Origin of the sequence: Minwuia sp. IMCC3060 (assembly GCF_029909435.1) — a bacterium.
Classification (GTDB): domain Bacteria; phylum Pseudomonadota; class Alphaproteobacteria; order Minwuiales; family Minwuiaceae; genus Minwuia.
In genome coordinates this window covers 1,086,910-1,103,752 of sequence record NZ_CP123782.1, presented here as the reverse complement: position 1 = coordinate 1,103,752, position 16,843 = coordinate 1,086,910, and the positions used below count along the sequence as shown (strand labels likewise).

16 protein-coding genes are annotated in these 16,843 nt (G+C 64.0%); 11 read left to right on the top strand and 5 right to left on the bottom strand.

The window, feature by feature from the left end; genetic code table 11:
- The first annotated feature begins 176 nt into the window (after positions 1-176).
- The 9 genes from flgB (at position 177) to QGV54_RS05165 (ending at position 8,298) form a co-directional block, all read left to right on the top strand.
- Entirely contained in the window at positions 177-584 is a 408-nt protein-coding gene (gene flgB, locus QGV54_RS05205) for a flagellar basal body rod protein FlgB (RefSeq protein WP_281017903.1), read from the top strand.
- 30 nt (positions 585-614) lie between these two features.
- On the top strand, positions 615-1,019 hold the full coding sequence (gene flgC / locus QGV54_RS05200; RefSeq protein WP_281017904.1) for a flagellar basal body rod protein FlgC: 405 nt from the start codon (positions 615-617) through the stop codon (positions 1,017-1,019).
- A 53-nt stretch (positions 1,020-1,072) separates the two neighbouring features.
- Entirely contained in the window at positions 1,073-1,399 is a 327-nt protein-coding gene (locus tag QGV54_RS05195) for a flagellar hook-basal body complex protein FliE (protein WP_281017905.1), read from the top strand.
- Between the two features lie 12 nt (positions 1,400-1,411).
- Positions 1,412-1,690, top strand: a complete 279-nt coding sequence (gene fliQ / locus QGV54_RS05190) for a flagellar biosynthesis protein FliQ (RefSeq protein ID WP_281017906.1) — start codon at positions 1,412-1,414, stop codon at positions 1,688-1,690.
- Between the two features lie 5 nt (positions 1,691-1,695).
- Entirely contained in the window at positions 1,696-2,457 is a 762-nt protein-coding gene (fliR, locus tag QGV54_RS05185; protein WP_281017907.1) for a flagellar biosynthetic protein FliR, read from the top strand.
- A 9-nt stretch (positions 2,458-2,466) separates the two neighbouring features.
- On the top strand, positions 2,467-3,573 hold the full coding sequence (gene flhB / locus QGV54_RS05180) for a flagellar biosynthesis protein FlhB (RefSeq protein ID WP_281020076.1): 1,107 nt from the start codon (positions 2,467-2,469) through the stop codon (positions 3,571-3,573).
- A complete protein-coding gene (locus QGV54_RS05175; protein ID WP_281017909.1) occupies positions 3,570-5,477 on the top strand; it encodes an ATP-binding protein in 1,908 nt (635 codons plus the stop codon). The genes flhB and QGV54_RS05175 overlap by 4 nt, the downstream gene beginning before the upstream one ends.
- A 190-nt stretch (positions 5,478-5,667) precedes the next feature.
- Complete coding sequence (gene recA, locus QGV54_RS05170) at positions 5,668-6,774, top strand: recombinase RecA (RefSeq protein ID WP_348637631.1); 1,107 nt, start codon at positions 5,668-5,670, stop codon at positions 6,772-6,774.
- A 111-nt stretch (positions 6,775-6,885) separates the two neighbouring features.
- Entirely contained in the window at positions 6,886-8,298 is a 1,413-nt protein-coding gene (locus tag QGV54_RS05165) for a cobyric acid synthase (protein ID WP_348638770.1), read from the top strand.
- Positions 8,299-8,324: 26 nt separating this feature from the next.
- Here the strand turns inward: QGV54_RS05165 and QGV54_RS05160 are convergent, their stop codons facing one another.
- Together QGV54_RS05160 and alaS are read right to left on the bottom strand one after the other, a co-directional pair.
- Entirely contained in the window at positions 8,325-9,503 is a 1,179-nt protein-coding gene (locus QGV54_RS05160) for a cyclic nucleotide-gated ion channel (protein WP_281017912.1), read from the bottom strand.
- A gap of 5 nt (positions 9,504-9,508) precedes the next feature.
- Positions 9,509-12,166: an alanine--tRNA ligase gene (alaS, locus tag QGV54_RS05155; RefSeq protein WP_348637632.1), complete on the bottom strand. Its 2,658-nt coding sequence runs from the start codon at positions 12,164-12,166 to the stop codon at positions 9,509-9,511.
- Between the two features lie 287 nt (positions 12,167-12,453).
- Between alaS and QGV54_RS05150 the strand changes: the two genes are divergently transcribed.
- Positions 12,454-13,383 carry a class I SAM-dependent methyltransferase gene (locus tag QGV54_RS05150; RefSeq protein ID WP_281017914.1) on the top strand — a complete coding sequence of 310 codons (930 nt, stop codon included), beginning with the start codon at positions 12,454-12,456 and terminating at the stop codon, positions 13,381-13,383.
- On the opposite strand, the gene QGV54_RS05145 is transcribed toward QGV54_RS05150, so the two are convergent.
- From QGV54_RS05145 to QGV54_RS05135, 3 genes are read right to left on the bottom strand one after another with little or no spacing between them, the layout of a single operon-like run.
- Complete coding sequence (locus tag QGV54_RS05145) at positions 13,375-13,596, bottom strand: hypothetical protein (RefSeq protein WP_281017915.1); 222 nt, start codon at positions 13,594-13,596, stop codon at positions 13,375-13,377. The genes QGV54_RS05150 and QGV54_RS05145 overlap by 9 nt on opposite strands.
- 13 nt (positions 13,597-13,609) lie before the next feature.
- The gene (pyrC, locus tag QGV54_RS05140; RefSeq protein ID WP_281017916.1) at positions 13,610-14,914 is read right to left on the bottom strand and encodes a dihydroorotase; all 1,305 of its coding nucleotides are present in this window, start codon (positions 14,912-14,914) and stop codon (positions 13,610-13,612) included.
- The gene (locus tag QGV54_RS05135) at positions 14,907-15,824 is read right to left on the bottom strand and encodes an aspartate carbamoyltransferase catalytic subunit (protein WP_348638769.1); all 918 of its coding nucleotides are present in this window, start codon (positions 15,822-15,824) and stop codon (positions 14,907-14,909) included. Before QGV54_RS05135 ends, pyrC begins: the two co-directional genes overlap by 8 nt.
- 344 nt (positions 15,825-16,168) lie before the next feature.
- Here QGV54_RS05135 and QGV54_RS05130 point away from each other — a divergent pair, with 344 nt between their 5' ends.
- Positions 16,169-16,834 (top strand): DUF2927 domain-containing protein, encoded by a 666-nt coding sequence (locus tag QGV54_RS05130; RefSeq protein WP_281020075.1) that lies wholly within the window; start codon positions 16,169-16,171, stop codon positions 16,832-16,834.
- Positions 16,835-16,843 lie beyond the last annotated feature (9 nt).

Below are 16,843 nucleotides of genomic sequence, written 5' to 3'. Positions count from 1 at the left end.
TCTCCCGCAGGCGCAATGTTTGAAGGTGTTTGGTTAACGATCCGATAACGCCGGGGCGCGATGGTGCAGACCGTCAGGCTGTCGGGACCGATCATTACCTTTCATTAATCTTCTCCGTTCATTCTTGGCCGGATCAATGAACCCGCTGCCCCTGAACCCCTCGTGGAAACCGCCCGATGCTGATGAAGGACATACCGGTATTCGCCGCCCTGACGCGCCAGATGGACTGGCTCGGCGCGCGGCAGAAGGTACTGGCCCAGAACATCGCCAATGCGGATACGCCGGGTTACAGCGCCAAGGACCTGAAGCCGCTGACGTTCGAGGAACTGGTGCACAAGCCGCAGGCGACCATGCGGACCACCAAGACGAACGCGGGCCACATCGCCCCGCCGGGTGAGGCCGATGATGCCTATGCCAGGGCGAAGGGCGAGAACTACGAATCGACACCATCGGCGAACTCCGTGGTGCTGGAGGAAGAAATCCTGAAAGTCAGCGACACGCGCATGTCCTACGACCTGGCCGTGTCGCTCTATCGCAAGCACATGCAGATGATGAAGACCGCCATTGGCGGTCGCGGCGGCTGATCGCTCAGTGGCTGAAACCGGGAGAGTCTGATGGACCTCGAAAAGACGATGATCACCTCCGCCTCCGGCATGCGCTCCCAGAGCGCCCGGATGCGGATCATTGCGGAAAACATCGCCAACGCGCACTCGACCTCCATGACGCCGGGCGCTGATCCCTATCGCCGCAAGATCATGACGTTCCAGCAGACCATGCATGCGTCGGGCGCGCCGACGGTGGAGATCGACAAGATCAGCACCGACCAGAAGCCGTTCGAGAAGAACTATGATCCGGGCAACCCCGGCGCGGACGCCAGCGGCTACGTCAAGCTGCCGAACGTCAATCCGCTGATCGAGATGGTGGACATGAAGGAGGCCCAGCGTTCCTACGAGGCCAATGTCACCGTCATCGAGAATGCCAAGGCCATGATGTCGCGCACGGTCGATCTGCTGCGCTGAAGCTGAACTCTCACTGAGACCCCAAATCGCACCCCCTTCAAGGAGCTTCCAGTATGGATGTCACGCTGCAGAACGCGGCCATGGCCTATGGCAAGGCCCTGAGCCGAGGCGGAGATGCGGACCCGAGCGGTTCGGACACCGGTATGGTCAGTGGCGCCCAGGGCGGCAGCTTTGCCGACATGGTGCGCGAGGCGGCAGAGAGCGCCGTCGGATCGCTGGAGAAGTCCGAGCAGGTTGCCATGTCGTCGAACGTCGACAAGGCCGGTCTGACTGATGTCGTCGTCGCGGTGAACAATGCGGAGATCGCATTGCAGACCGTGGTGGCCGTCCGCGACCGGGTCGTCGACGCCTACCAGCAGATCATCCGCATGCCGATCTGACGGGGGACTGACATGAGCCCCGTCGAAGTCGTCGACATCGGACGCAGCGCCATCTGGGTGCTGCTGAAGACCGCCGCCCCCGTCATGCTGATCGCCCTGGGCGTCGGCCTGGTCGTTTCCCTGTTCCAGGCCCTGACCCAGATGCAGGAAATGACCCTCGCCTTCGTGCCGAAGATCCTGGCGATCTTCATCGCGCTGGTGGCACTCGCCCCCTACATGATCGGTGAACTGACCGGTTTCATGGACCAGATCGCGCAGCGTATCGCCGAGTCCGGCCAGATCGCCGGATAGCGATCGTGCTGGCCGAAGTCCTGCCTGTCACGATCTTCTCCACCATGCTCATCTTCGCCCGCGTCGGCGCAATGATCATGGTGCTGCCGGGATTCGGTGAACCCTATGTGTCGCCGCGTGTCCGGCTGGGCATTGCGCTCGCCCTTTCCATCGTCCTTCAGCCCGTCCTTGTCGCCACGCTGCCGCCGATCCCGGAGCAGCCGGTCAGCCTGCTGCCCCTCGTGGCCGGGGAAGCCCTGATCGGCATCTTCATCGGCGGGGCCGCGCGGCTGCTGGTCACCGCCCTGCACGTGGCGGGCATCGTCATCTCCTTCCAGGCCAGCCTCGGCTTCGCGCAGTTCTTCGATCCGGCGCAGGGTGCCCAGGGGGCATTGCTGGGCAGCTTCCTCAGCATCATGGGCCTGGTGATGATCTTCATGGCCGACCTGCATCACATGATGATGTATGCGATCAGCGACTCCTACGTGCTGTTTCCGGCGGCCACCGTGCCCCCGATGGAGGATTTCGCGAAGACCGCCGCAGGCTGGGTCGCCAACAGTTTCCTGATCGGGGTGCAGATCTCCGCCCCCTTCATCGCCTATGCCCTGGTGCTCTATATCGGCATGGGCCTGGTCAATCGCCTGATGCCGCAGATGCAGGTCTTCTTCATCGTCATGCCGCTGCAGATCATGCTCGCCTTCGTCATCATGATGATGGCCCTGGGGGCCAGCATGATGTGGTTCCTGGACCACTTCGAGAACGGCCTCGCCATGTTCCTGGTGCAATAGGGGGAACGGATGGCCGGTGACGGGCAGGACAAGTGGGAAAAAACCGAAGAACCGACAGAACAGAAACTGCAGGAGGCCCGCAAGAAGGGCCAGGTCGCCAAGAGTCAGGAAGTCGGTCACTGGTTCATGATGATTGGTACCGCCGCGCTGCTGATGTTCATGATCGGCAATGCCGGGGCGATCCTGGTCGACAGCCTGCGCGCTTTCGTCGCCTCCCCGGACCGGATCATCGTCGATGCCGGGGCAATGCAGGGCCTGTTCAACGGTCTGGTCGGCAGCGTCGCCTACGCCGTGCTGCCGATCATGGGCGTGCTGGCGGTGCTGGCCGTCGTCAGCACGGCTGTGCAGCATCCGATCCAGCTCACGCCGGAGAAGATCAAGCCGGAGCTCTCCAAGATCTCCCCGATCGCCGGCCTGAAACGCCTCTTCTCCGTCAATTCACTGCTGGAGTTCGGCAAGGGAATCCTGAAGCTGACCCTTGTTGCCTTTGTCGCCTTCTCGCTGATCTGGCCAGACTTCGACATCCTGCCCCAGCTCATCGCCGTACCGCCCCTCGGCATTCTGGAATTCGTCCGCGGCGAAGCACTGACCATGGTCGGTGGCGTCATGGCGGTCATGACCGTGATCGCGGCGGCCGACTTCGCCTACCAGAAATGGAAGACACGGCAGGACCTGCGCATGTCCCGCCGCGACATCAAGGATGAGCAGAAGCAGTCGGACGGCGACCCGATGATCAAGCAGAAGATCCGTGCCATTCGCATGGAACGCTCCCGCCGCCGCATGATGGCCGCCGTGCCCGAAGCCAGTGTCGTGATTGCCAACCCGACACATTTTGCCGTGGCGCTGAAGTACGACATGTCTGCCTTGGCCGCACCGGTCTGCGTGGCGAAGGGTGTCGATCAGGTGGCGCTGAACATCAGGCAGGTCGCCGAGGAGAATGCGGTTCCGGTTGTCGAGAACCGGCCGCTTGCACGGGCCCTTCACGCGGTTGTGGAACTGGATGAGGAAATACCGCCGGAGCACTACAAGGCCGTGGCGGAAGTGATAAGCTACGTGATGAACCTGAGCCAGAGTTACAGCGGCGGGCGCGCACCCGCGCGGAGCATCCAGAATTGACCGACCAGATCAGCACACCGCCAGACCTGACCTCCGGGCAGGACCGTGCAGGGACCCGGCCACCGATGTTGGCACTCGCCATGGCCCTGCTTGGCATCCTGCTGGGTCTGCTGCTCGCCGCCGGTCAGCTCGATCTGAGCCGGGAGATCCTCGGCGTTCTGGTTTCCGCCCTGTTCATCGGCATGCTGCCGGTCATCTTCCGCCGCCGCAGCGTGCGGACTGCGGATGACAGGCGGGCGCACATGCCCCCGCCTGTGCCCGAAGTGACCGCAGCCGACATCCAGCCGGTGGAGGAACCGGTCGAACCCGAGACCGAGCCGCAGGAACCCGCGACCGTTCACCCCGAAGCCCCTCTTGCTGATCCGGATGAGATCGCGGAGCTCCGCCAGGCAATTGACCACGACCGGCACAACTTCGAGCGGTTCATCAGTGGTGCGCCGATCGGGATCATCGTTGTCACGCAGGACGGCAGCATCAATCGGGCCAATGGCGCGGTTGGACGCATGTTCGGCTCCAGGGGCAAGGAGATCGGCCGCAACTGGGTCGAGTTCGTCGACGAGAAGGACCGGGACGCCGCCCTGCTGCGACAGACGCAGTTGATGGAGGGGAATGACTCCGTTGAACCGGTGGAAGTGAAACTCGCCGGCAGTGCCGCCCGGGTGGCACGCATCCATGGCACCTGGCTGGATCGGGTCGACCATGAACGGGTTGTCGTGTTCTATCTCATCGACGCCACGGAACAGCGCAGTCTGGAGGCGCAGTTCGCGCAGAGCCAGAAGATGCAGGCCGTCGGGCAACTGGCTGGCGGTGTCGCACATGATTTCAACAATCTGCTGACGGCCATGATCGGCTTCTCCGACCTGCTGCTGATGCGTCATCCGCCGGGTGATCCTTCCTACGCCGATATCGTCCACATCAAGCAGAACGCGAACCGCGCGGCGGCCCTGGTGCGCCAGTTGCTCGCCTTTTCCCGGCGCCAGACCCTGCGCCCCAAGGTGCTGAACCTGACCGACGTGCTGGCCGACCTGTCGGATCTGCTGCGGCGCCTGATCGGGGAGCATCTGAACCTGCGCATCGTGCATGACCGCGATCTGGGGTTGGTCAAGGTCGACCAGGGGCAGATCGAACAGGTCGTGACGAACCTGGTCGTCAATGCGCGCGACGCCATGGAATCGGGCGGCACGGTATCGCTCGAGACCCGCAACGTGCGGATTGATGTGCCGGAACCGGTCGGCGACGAGATCATGCCCGTCGGAGACTATGTCGAGATCGCCGTCATTGATTCAGGGCACGGCATCTCGGCGGAGAATATCGCCAAGATCTTCGAACCCTTCTTCACCACCAAGGAAGTCGGGCAGGGCACGGGCCTCGGGCTGGCCACCGTCTATGGCATCGTGCGCCAGACCGGCGGCTACGTTCTGGTCGAGAGCAAGGTCGATGCGGGCACGACATTCCGCATCCTGCTGCCCCGGGTCGATGCGGACCCGGAGACCACGGGTGCCAGCAGTCGCCGCGCCAGCGTCGACCTCACCGGCCAGGGCACCATCCTGCTGGTGGAGGACGAGGATGCGGTACGCATGTTCGCGGTGCGGGCACTGCGCAACAAGGGCTACACGGTGCTGGAGGCCGACAGCGGCGATACCGCGCTGGAGATCATCAGCAAAGGTGAGCACGAGATCGACCTGATGGTCAGCGACGTGGTCATGCCGAACATGGATGGCCCCACCCTGATCCGCCGCGCGCGGGAGGTACGGCCCGACATCCGCGCCGTCTTCATCTCCGGCTATGCGGAAGAAGCCTTCCGCCGCAGCCTGGGCGAGGACCTGACCGACGTAGAGTTTCTGGCCAAGCCCTTCAGCCTGAAAGACCTGGCAGCCAAGGTGAAGGAACAGCTCGGCAGCTGATTCGGAGACAGCGCCCCGCTTGCAGGACGCAGATGCACCTTCGCCAATTCAGACGTGAACATTCATCGTACATATCGCATTTTTCCATCTACTTTCAATGAGTTGATGAAACCGCTTTGCAACGGGAACAAAAAGCGTACATTGAACGCAATTGCACCTGAAGAGCAGCCTGTGAAATAAGGAGCGGACCATGTCGCAATCAGCTTTGCGTCTCGTTGATAAGGAAGGTCGGAGCGTGTCAGACAAATCCAAGGCCCTTGATGCGGCCCTGAGCCAGATCGAACGCGCCTTTGGCAAGGGCTCCGTGATGCGCCTCGGCCAGCGGGAAGCCATGAACGTCGCGTCGATCTCGACCGGTTCCCTCGGCCTCGACATGGCGCTGGGCATCGGCGGCCTGCCGAAGGGTCGTGTGGTGGAGATCTACGGCCCGGAGAGTTCGGGCAAGACCACCCTGACCCTGCATGTCATTGCGGAAGCCCAGAAGAAGGGCGGCACATGTGCCTTCATCGATGCGGAACATGCGCTGGACCCGGCCTATGCGAAGAAGCTGGGGGTCAATATCGATGACCTGATCATTTCCCAGCCGGACACGGGCGAGCAGGCGCTGGAGATTGCCGACACGCTGGTGCGTTCCGGTGCCGTCGACGTGGTGGTGATCGACTCGGTGGCGGCCCTGGTGCCGCAGGCGGAACTCGAAGGCGAGATGGGGGACTCCCATGTCGGCCTGCAGGCGCGGCTGATGAGCCAGGCGCTGCGGAAACTCACCTCCTCGATCTCCCGCACCAACTGCATGGTTGTCTTCATCAACCAGATCCGCCTCAAGATCGGCGTGATGTTCGGCAGCCCGGAGACCACATCGGGCGGCAATGCGCTGAAGTTCTATGCCTCGGTCCGTCTCGACATCCGTCGTATCGGCGCGATCAAGAACCGCGACGACGTGGTCGGCAACCAGACCCGTGTGAAGGTGGTGAAGAACAAGGTGGCACCGCCGTTCCGCGTGGTGGAATTCGACATCATGTACGGGAGCGGCATCTCCAAGACCGGCGAACTGCTCGATCACGGCGTAAAGGCCGGTGTCGTCGACAAGGCCGGGTCGTGGTTCTCCGCCGGTGACCAGCGGATCGGTCAGGGCCGCGAGGCCGCGAAGCAGTTCCTTGCCGACAATCCCGATGTGGCGCTGAAGATCGAACAGCAGATCATGCATCACGCCGGACTGCTGACCGACGCCATGACAACGGGTCCGGAGCCTGATGATGATCTGGACAATGACGACGACCCCGACCTCAAGGCCGGGTGAGGTCCGCTCAGGGCGCTGCCCCCTGTCCTGTCCGGTGACGGACGGGGCGGGAGAGCGGTTCTGACCCCCACCATCATGCTGCAGGGCACCGGGTCCAGCGTGGGGAAATCCATGCTGGTCGCCGGGCTCTGCCGCCTGTTTGCCGATCGCGGCCTCCGCGTGCGGCCCTTCAAGCCACAGAACATGTCGAACAATGCAGCCGCGACCGATGACGGCGGCGAGATCGGGCGTGCCCAGGCCATGCAGGCCCTCGCCGCCCGTGTTCCCACCAGCGTGCACATGAATCCGGTCCTGCTGAAACCGGAGAGCGAGACCGGTTCACAGGTCGTGGTCCAGGGAAAGCGTTTCGCGACGGTCCGTGCACGCGAATATTCCGCCCTGAAGCCGCAACTGCTGACCCGCGTCATGCAGAGCTATCATCACCTCTGCACGGACGCCGACCTGATCATCGTGGAGGGTGCAGGCAGCACCGCGGAGGTCAATCTGCGGGCTGGCGACATCGCCAACATGGGATTTGCGGAGGCGGCCGATGTGCCCGTGATCCTGATCGGCGATATCGACCGGGGCGGGGTGATCGCACAGATCGTCGGCACGCATGCCCTGATCCCCGCTCCCGAACAGGCACGGATCAGGGGCTTTCTGGTCAACCGTTTCCGGGGTGACCCGAGCCTGTTTGATGATGGCCGCGACCTGATCGCTTTCCGCACCGGCTGGGCGGCTCTGGGGGTCATTCCATGGTTTCACGCGGCAAACCGGCTGCCGGCGGAGGATGCGATGGAGCTGGCCGGTCGCGCCCGGCACCGACAGGGCGCGTTCAGGATCGGGGTTCCGGCCCTGTCACGCATCGCCAACTTCGATGACCTGGACCCGCTGGCGGCGGAACCCGGCGTCGACCTGCAGATCATCCAGCCCGGAACACCGCTTCCCGCCGACCTTGATCTGGTGATCCTGCCCGGCTGCAAGTCCACCACCGGCGAACTGCGTTTCCTGCGCGCACAGGGCTGGGACATCGACATTCTCGCCCACGCCCGACGTGGGGGGCATGTACTTGGCCTCTGCGGTGGCTATCAGATGCTTGGCCGGTTGGTCCATGATCCGGACGGAATAGAGGGCACGAGCGGTACGGAAGAGGGTCTGGGCCTGCTGCAGGTCGAGACCATGATGCATCCGGCCAAGCAGACCAGGCCGGTCGAAGGGCTGCACCCTGCGTCAGGGTCCAGCGTGCGCGGTTACGAGATCCATATCGGCAGCACCGACGGCCCGGACCGGCAGCGGCCGTTCCTGCAGATCGGCGACAGGCCGGAGGGGGCGATGGACCGGTCCGGGCGGATCATCGGATCCTACGTGCACGGCCTGTTCCGCGATGACGCCTTCCGGCGGCACTTTCTCGACCACCTGGGCGCGGAGACGGACGGAACCCTGGATTTCGACGGCAGCGTCGATGCGACCCTGGATGCACTGTCGAAGCATCTGGCGGGGCACGTCGACATTGCCCGGGTCGCGGCGATCGCGGGCCTGGGATGACGGCGGCCGGCCCCGGATCGATTGCCCTATGCTTCAGCGGCTTCGGCAGCTTCGGCGCTGGCAACCTGTGCCCGCAGCGTATCCCCGATTTCCGGATGGCGCCGGATCAGGTCGCGGGCGTCATTGGCCTCCAGCATCATCAGTTGCACCGGCGTCTCCGCAACCGCTGACAGGATCTGATGCCCCAGGCGCAGGACGGACTCCGCCCCGAAGATGCCGCCCTCGATGACCGTATGGCTGCCTGTCGCGAACTCCACCGTGACGATGCCGTTGGCGACAAACAACAGTTCCTCCCACGGTTCGCTGCCACCCTGGATGATCGTCTCGTCCGACGCATAGCGCCGTGCCCGCATCATCCGCGAGATGCGCACGATCTCCCGCGCATTCAGATCCTCGAACAGCGGCACCTTGGCGACCATCGCTGGCGTCACCACGAACTGGCGCTGGTTGACCTCCTGCGAGAAGCCCATGGCGATGATGCCCAGCGGCAGGGCGAACATGCCCAGACCAAACAGCATGACCACGCCGCCGATCAGCTTGCCGTACAGGGTCACCGGCACGATGTCGCCATATCCAACGGTGGTGAGCGTCGCCAGTGACCACCACATGGCGGCGGGTATCGACCCGAACGCTTCGGGCTGGGCATGGCGCTCGGCATGATAGATCGCCGTCGAGGAAATGATCAGCAACCCGAACATGATCAGCAGCGATGCCAGCAATGCCCGACGCTCGTCATAGAAGACGCGCTGCAAGGTCATCAGCGCCGAGGAATATCGCATGAGCTTCAGGAACCGGAGCAGCCGCAGCACCCGCAGCACCCGCAGATCCGCCCCGAAGAAGATCGCCAGATAGAAGGGCAGGAAGGCGACCAGATCGATCATGGCGCCAAAGGAAAGCGCGTAGCGAACACGGCTCATGACTGGCCCATGCCGTTTCAGTGACGGATGCTCGGGCGCCACCCAGATCCGCACGATATATTCGGCCGTGAAGATGATCACCGAGATCACCTCGAACACCATGAACTCGAAGCCGAACCGGTCGTGCAGGGACGGCACCGTTTCCAGCACCACGGCGGCGATGTTCAGGGTGATCAGAACGATCAGGAACCGGTCGAAGAGAAGGCTGAGCCGATCACCGGGACCGGCCTCCTCGACAATCTCGAAGGTTCGGTGGCGCAGGCTGACCTCGTCACGCTGCGCCACCATGTTGCTCAGGCCCCCGAGGCGGCCTCGGCGAGTGCGGCTTCCACCGCACTGATCGCCGCTGCGGCAGAGGCACCATCCGGCCCGCCGCCCTGCGCCATGTCAGGCCGTCCGCCGCCGCCGGTGCCGCCAATGGCCCCGACACCGGCCCGGACCAGGTCAACCGCGCTCAATCTGCCCTTCAGGTCGTCCGTCACACCGACAACCAGCGCCGCCTTGCCATCGGTCACCCCGACCATGGCATAGACACCGGAGCCGCCGGATTTCATCTCGTCGACCATGCCCTTCATGTCGCGGGCGGAGATACCCTCGGCGACCTGGCCGATGAAGCGGATACCGCCCACATCCTTCGCCGCGGGACCGTCGCTGGCCGCACCGCCGCCCATCGCGGCCTTCTTGCGCACGTCGGCCAGCTCACGCTCGAGCTTCCGCCGCTCCTCCAGCAACTGCTTCACCCGCGCAGGCGCCTCGCCCGGCGTCGCCTTCAGCGTTCCGGCAATCTCCCTCAGCGCCTGTTCCTGCTCACTCAGATATTCGAACGCGGCGGCCCCTGTCAGCGCCTCGATCCGGCGCACACCGGACCCGACCGCCCCCTCGGAGACGATGCGAAACAGGCCGATGTCCCCGGTACGGCGGACATGCGTGCCGCCGCAAAGCTCCGTCGAAAGCGTCGGTTCGTCCGATGGTCCCATGGAGACCACACGGACCTCGTCGCCGTATTTCTCGCCGAACAGGGCCAGCGCACCGGCCTCCACCGCCGCATCAGGCGTCATCAGGCGGGTCGACACTTCGCCATTGCCACGGATCATGGCGTTCACATCCGCCTCCACGCCCGCAATCTCCTCGCCCGTCATACCCTTCGGATGACTGATGTCGAAGCGCAGGCGCTCCGGCGCCACCAGCGACCCCTTCTGGGAAACATGATCGCCCAGCCGGTCCCGCAGCGCCTTGTGGAGCAGGTGCGTCGCCGAGTGGTTGGCCCGCAGGCGGTCCCGCCGGTCCCTGTCCACGACGGCGCGGACCACATCGCCGACCGCCAGGTCGCCACCACTGACCTGCCCGATGTGGACATGCAGATCGCCGACCTTCTTCGCCGTATCGGTCACTGCAACGACGATACCGCCTTCGGTGGTCAGCGTTCCGATGTCGCCCATCTGGCCGCCGGACTCACCATAGAACGGGGTCTGGTTCAGAACGATCATGGCTTCCGTGCCGTTCGCGGCCGTGGCCGTCTCGGCCCCGTCCACGATGATGGCCTCAACCCTCGCCTCTGCCGCCGTCGCGTCGTAGCCCAGGAACTCCGTTGCCGCGACCCGGTCGCGCACCGCGAACCAGACCTTCTCCGTCGCTTCCCCGCCGGACCCTGCCCAGTTCTGCCGTGCGGCCTCCCGCTGCTTCTCCATGCTGGCGTTGAAACCGGCCGTATCCACGGGACGTCCCTGGCCGCGCAGGATGTCCTGCGTCAGATCAAGCGGGAAGCCATAGGTGTCGTAGAGGCGGAACGCCACGTCACCGGGCAGGGCCTGCCCCTCGCCCAGTTCATCAACCGCGTCGCCGAGCAGCTTCAGTCCACGCTCCAGCGTCTGCTTGAACCGGTTCTCCTCCAGCTTCAGTGTCTCGGTGATCAGCGCCTCCGCACGCTGCAGCTCGGTGAAGGTGCTGCCCATCATCCGCACCAGTTCCGGCACCAGCCGGTACATCAGCGGGTCGCGGCAGCCGATCATGTGCGCATGGCGCATGGCGCGGCGCATGATCCGGCGCAACACATAGCCCCGACCGTCATTGGTCGGCAGCACACCGTCCGCAATCAGGAACGCACTCGCCCGCAGATGGTCCGCGATGACGCGATGGTGCACCGCGTCCGGCCCATCGGGGTCGCTGTTGGAGAAATGCGCCGACTGCTCGATCAGGTTGCGCAGCAGGTCGGTTGCGTAATTGTCATGCGTCCCGTTCAGGGTCGCCGTCATCCGCTCCAGCCCCATGCCGGTATCGATCGACGGGCGCGGCAGGCTGTTGCGGGTTGCCGCGTCCACCTGCTCGTACTGCATGAAGACCAGATTCCAGATCTCGATGAAACGGTCACCATCCTCGTCCGGACTGCCCGGCGGGCCGCCCGGAATATGGTCACCGTGATCGAAGAAGATCTCGGAACAGGGACCGCAGGGTCCGGTATCCCCCATCGACCAGAAATTGTCTGAGGTCGGGATGCGGATGATCCTCTCATCGGACAGGCCCGCGATCTTCTTCCACAGCGCCGCCGCCTCCTCGTCCTCCGAATACACGGTGACCAGCAGGCGGTGCTGTGCCAGCCCGTATTCCCGGGTAACCAGGTTCCAGGCCAGTTCGATCGCCTGGTCCTTGAAATAGTCACCGAAGGAGAAATTCCCCAGCATCTCGAAGAACGTGTGATGCCGCGCCGTGTAGCCGACATTGTCCAGGTCGTTGTGCTTGCCGCCTGCACGCACGCACTTCTGCGACGTGACAGCCCGGCTGAAATCACGCTTCTCCTGCCCCGTGAAGACGTTCTTGAACTGGACCATGCCAGCATTGGTGAACATCAGTGTCGGGTCATTGTGCGGCACAAGCGGTGACGATGGCACATGGGTGTGCCCGTTGCGCGCAAAGTAGTCGACAAACGTCGAACGAATTTCGTTACCGCCAGCCAAGGGAACCTCTGTCTCGTTGCAGGGGGGCATCGCAGCCCCGGTCTCGCATCTGTGGAAGACCGCGCCAAAATGCGGCCCGGAGCGTGGAACCGCTCCAAATTCGTTTTCTAACCTGTTGTTTTCCGGGAACTATTTCTTCCCACAACCGAGTTAATCTGGCGAGCGGGCGTTCCTCTGTCAAGCCAGCCGCCAGAGGCAGGAATCCATACGGGGTTAACACAATCTTAGTGCGGTCATACTACCACTCGACTGAGTTGGATTCCGACCCGCGCGTCATGTGGTGCACAATGCCCAAAGTTGCCCTGAAGAACCGAATAAAGGCCTGGTGGGATGGCTATCCGATTGATGCGCAGTCGGGTGCGGTAAGCGGCACCGGGCGTCGCGACACGGAAGTCATTCGCCGCCACTGCCCGTATGGCCCCCTGGCCGATACGCATGGGCTGCTGTTCGGTCAGGGCTATCACCAGCCGGGCGGGACCGATTTCCTGTTTCGCATGATCGGCACCCATGTGCCATTGCAGGAACAGAAGGCCCTGGTGCTGGGCTGTGGTTCCGGTGGCATGTGCCGTGATCTGGCGGAACGATTCAATCTGCGGGTGGAAGGACTGGACCCTGACCGCGAACTGCTGCGGTGCGGCATGGAGATGATCCGCGACACGATGCGGGGCAAGGCCGTGCGACTGGGGCCCATCGACCTGAAGCACATGGATTTCGGGTTCGCGAAATACCAGCTGGTGGTCGCGCGGGAGATCCTGCACACGCAGGCTGACCGGCACGAGATCTACAGCCGGGTGGAGAAGATCCTGCGACGGACCGGCAGGATGGTCTTCACCCAACTGGTGGCAGACGACGACGCCGACACCGACGACCTCTCACTTGATCTGCGCACGTCCCTCGAACCGACGGACTACGTCTATCTGACACGCGAGGAGGAGCGGCGTTGCCTGATCGAGGCGGGTCTTGACGTCGCCCTGGAAGAGGACGTCACCGACGAACTGCTGAAACACACGATCAGCGTCTTCGCGGACTGGCAGCGCGCGGTCGAGACCATGGCATCCTATATCGAACAGCCAACGATGCTGCAGGAACTGGTGCGGATCGTCGACCACTGGCAGCGTCGCTCCGACGCGATGAAGAGCGGCAACCTGCGCGTGGTCCTGTTCCACGCCGCCAAGCGTACAAATGAACTTGTCGCGGAACCGCCGGAATCAGCCTGACGTATTCTTGCCGCAACTGCTGCAGGACTTGCCCTCCGGCGTATAGGCGCCGCAATTGCCGCACTGGATCAGATTGACGGCATTTTCCCTGGCCGGCGTCTGGCCAGACGTGTCACTGGTCCCCGACCGGCTGCTCCGTTTGCCGCCAATGGCGCGGAAGCCGTAGATGACGACGGCCACCACTGCGACCAGGATCAGTATCTTCATCCACATGGCGCAGCCCCCATCACCGTTCCACCCGCCGCACGAATACCGTCCGGCCTTCCACGACGGTGCGGACAGCGTGGCCCTGCATGGGCCGCTCGTCAAAGGGCGAATTCTTGGACTTGGAACGGAACTTCTTGCTGTCGACGACCCAGGGCGCACCGGGATCGAAGATCACCAGATCCGCCGGGTGGCCCGCCTGCAGGATACCACAGTCCAGACCCAGCAGGCGCGCCGGATTGCAGGTCATGCAGGCCAGCACGGAAAGCAGCGGCACATCCTCGCTCATGTGCAGCTGCAGCCCCAGCGCCAGCATGGTTTCCAGCCCCGCGGCACCGAAGGCCGCCTGCTCGAACGGCTGACGCTTGGCCTCCGGGTCCTCCGGCGCATGTCCCGACGAGATCACGTCGATGGTCCCGTCGCGAATGGCCTCCACCACCGCGCGGCGGTCATCCTCCGAACGCAGAGGCGGCGAGACCTTGGCAAAGGTCCGGTAGCCGTTGACCTCATTCTCGTTCAGGGCGAAGTAATGCGGCGCTGTCCCGCAGGACACCGGCAGGCCTTCCGCCTTCGCCCGGCGCATGGCGTCGAGTGCCTTTGCGGTCGTCAGATGCGCGGCGTGATAGCGGGCACCCGTGATTTCCACCAGGCGGATGTCACGCTCCAGCATGATCGTCTCCGCGGCTGTCGGGATACCCTTCAGCCCCAGCCGGGTGGCCAGTTCACCTTCGTTCATCGCGCCGTTGCGGGCCAGCGACGGTTCCTCCACATGCTGCACGATCAGCACGTCGAAGGCCGTCGAATAGCTCAGTGCCCGGCGCATCACGGTGGCATCGGCAATGGCCCGGTCGCCGTCCGTGAAGGCCACCGCACCGGCTGCCTGCAACAGGCCGAATTCCGTCAACTGCTTGCCGTTCAGTCCCTGGGTCGCGGCGGCGAAGGGACGGATGTGGACATCGGAGCCTTCGTTGGCGCGCCGATGCACATATTCGACCAGCGCCACGTTATCGATCACGGGCTCCGTGTTCGGCAGGGTGCACAGCGTCGTCACGCCCCCGGCACGGGCCGCGGCGGCTGCACTCTCGAAGCTTTCCTTGTGCTCCGCCCCCGGCTCCCCGATCCGCGCGTGCATGTCCACCAGGCCGGGCGCCAGGCACAGGCCATCCAGATCGATCACTTCCGTCCTGTCGGGTACCCGGTTGGGGAAGATGTCGGGACCAACAGCCGCGATCAGCCCATCCTCGATCAGGACATGACCAACCTCGTCACGGCCACTGGCGGGGTCGAGCAGGCGGGCGTTCAGATATGCCAGGCGTTGCTCAGGCATCGCCACCATTCCCGTTTCCGCCTCCGGCGACCAGAAGGCGCAACACGGCCATTCGAACTGCCACACCCATCTCGACCTGCTCCCGGATCACACTGCGGTGGATATCGTCCGCGACCTCGGTATCGATCTCCACACCCCGGTTCATCGGTCCCGGATGCATGATCAGCGCATCGGGCTTGGCGTGCGACAGCTTCTCGTGATCCAGGCCATAGAAATGATAGTACTCGCGGACGGAGGGCAGGAAGGACCCCTGCATCCGCTCCCGCTGCAGGCGCAGCATCATGACCACGTCGACATCGCGCAGCCCGCGCCGCATGTCGGTGAAGGCCTCGACACCCAGACGCTCGATCCCGCTGGGCAGCAGGGTCGGCGGGGCGATGACCCGCACCCGCGCGCCCATCGTGTTCAGCAGGTAGATGTTCGATCGTGCAACGCGGCTGTGCATGACGTCGCCGGCGATGGCGACCGTCAGCCCCTCCAGCCGGTTGAGTCTGCGCCGGATGGTCAGCGCGTCCAGCAGAGCCTGGGTCGGATGCTCGTGCTGGCCGTCACCGCCGTTGACCACCGCGCAATCCACCTTCTGCGACAGCAGCGCGACCGCGCCGGAGTCCGGATGGCGGACCACCAGCACATCCGGGTGCATCGCGTTCAGTGTCATGGCGGTGTCGATCAGGGTCTCGCCCTTCTTGGTCGACGAGGCCTCGACGGACATGTTGATGGTGTCCGCGCCCAGCCGCTTGCCAGCCAGTTCGAAGGACGTCCGGGTCCGGGTCGAGTTCTCGAAGAACAGGTTGATCTGAGTCCGGCCCTGAAGATCGCGCAGCTTCTTGTTGTCCTGCCGGTTCAGTTCGATGAACTGCTCCGACAGGTCAAGGATGCACTGGATGTCGGAACGGGAAAGCTCCTGCATCCCCAAAAGGTGCCGATGGGGGAAAGGAAGATCGGGTAAGGCGTCCGGTGCTTTCATCGGCGGCGAACAATAGGCACGAACAGGGATCGTGCAAGCCCTATCCGCCATGCACCCGGAATCCCGAACGGTTTCGCGCTGTCGGCGCCGTCACACGACCGCTAGAATGGAGCGCGAATCGTCAGGAGTGGGGTGACGGTCAGGTCATGTTGGTACTGGTTTCAAACATTCTTCGGATGCCCGGGCGCCTTCTGGATCGGCTGCTGGTCCCGGTCTCCACGGCTGTCGTGTTACTGGCGGCGCTCTCGCTCCAGGTACAGGCCCAGGACACGGCAGGAACCGCGTCGTTGAGCGGCACACAGATTCTCGATGCCTTCGACACGGCTGCCTTCGGTCCGGCCGACCGTCCCGATCCACACCTCTACCGCTGGTCGAACGACAAACCGGTCACCGTTCGGATGACAGGTGACGCGCCTGCCCGGTTCCGGCAATGGACGGAGGCGCAGATTGAACGCCTGGCAGCGCTGACCGGACTTCAGATCAGCACGACGCAGGGGATCGGCGCGGATGTGATCATCGCCTTCGTACCGCGCTTCGATGAGGTGCTGGACGGACACTACAATGATCTGCTGGACCGCTTCGTCGCCTCCGACAGCCGGCGCGACAGCCTGTTGTCGGGCTACAGGGCCGCCGGCGCGGTCTGCGCCGGGCAGGTCAATGCGCGCGGCACCCACCTGGCGGAGGCAATCGTCTTCATCCCGATAGACAGGATGGCGCCGGTCGCCCATGCCTGCATCGTCTCGCAACTGTCGCGGATCATGGGCCTGCCGTTCGCACTGCCCGGTGATCAGCCGTCAACCTTGGCGATCGACAGCCCGCATGCGCATCTGACGGAGCTGGATCACACCATGCTGCGCATGCTCTATCACCCGCGCATGCGTGCGGGCATCACGCGCAGCGACGCCCGGATCGTTGCGCTCTCGATCCTGCCGGAAATGCGATCAGACGACTGACGCCAGGCA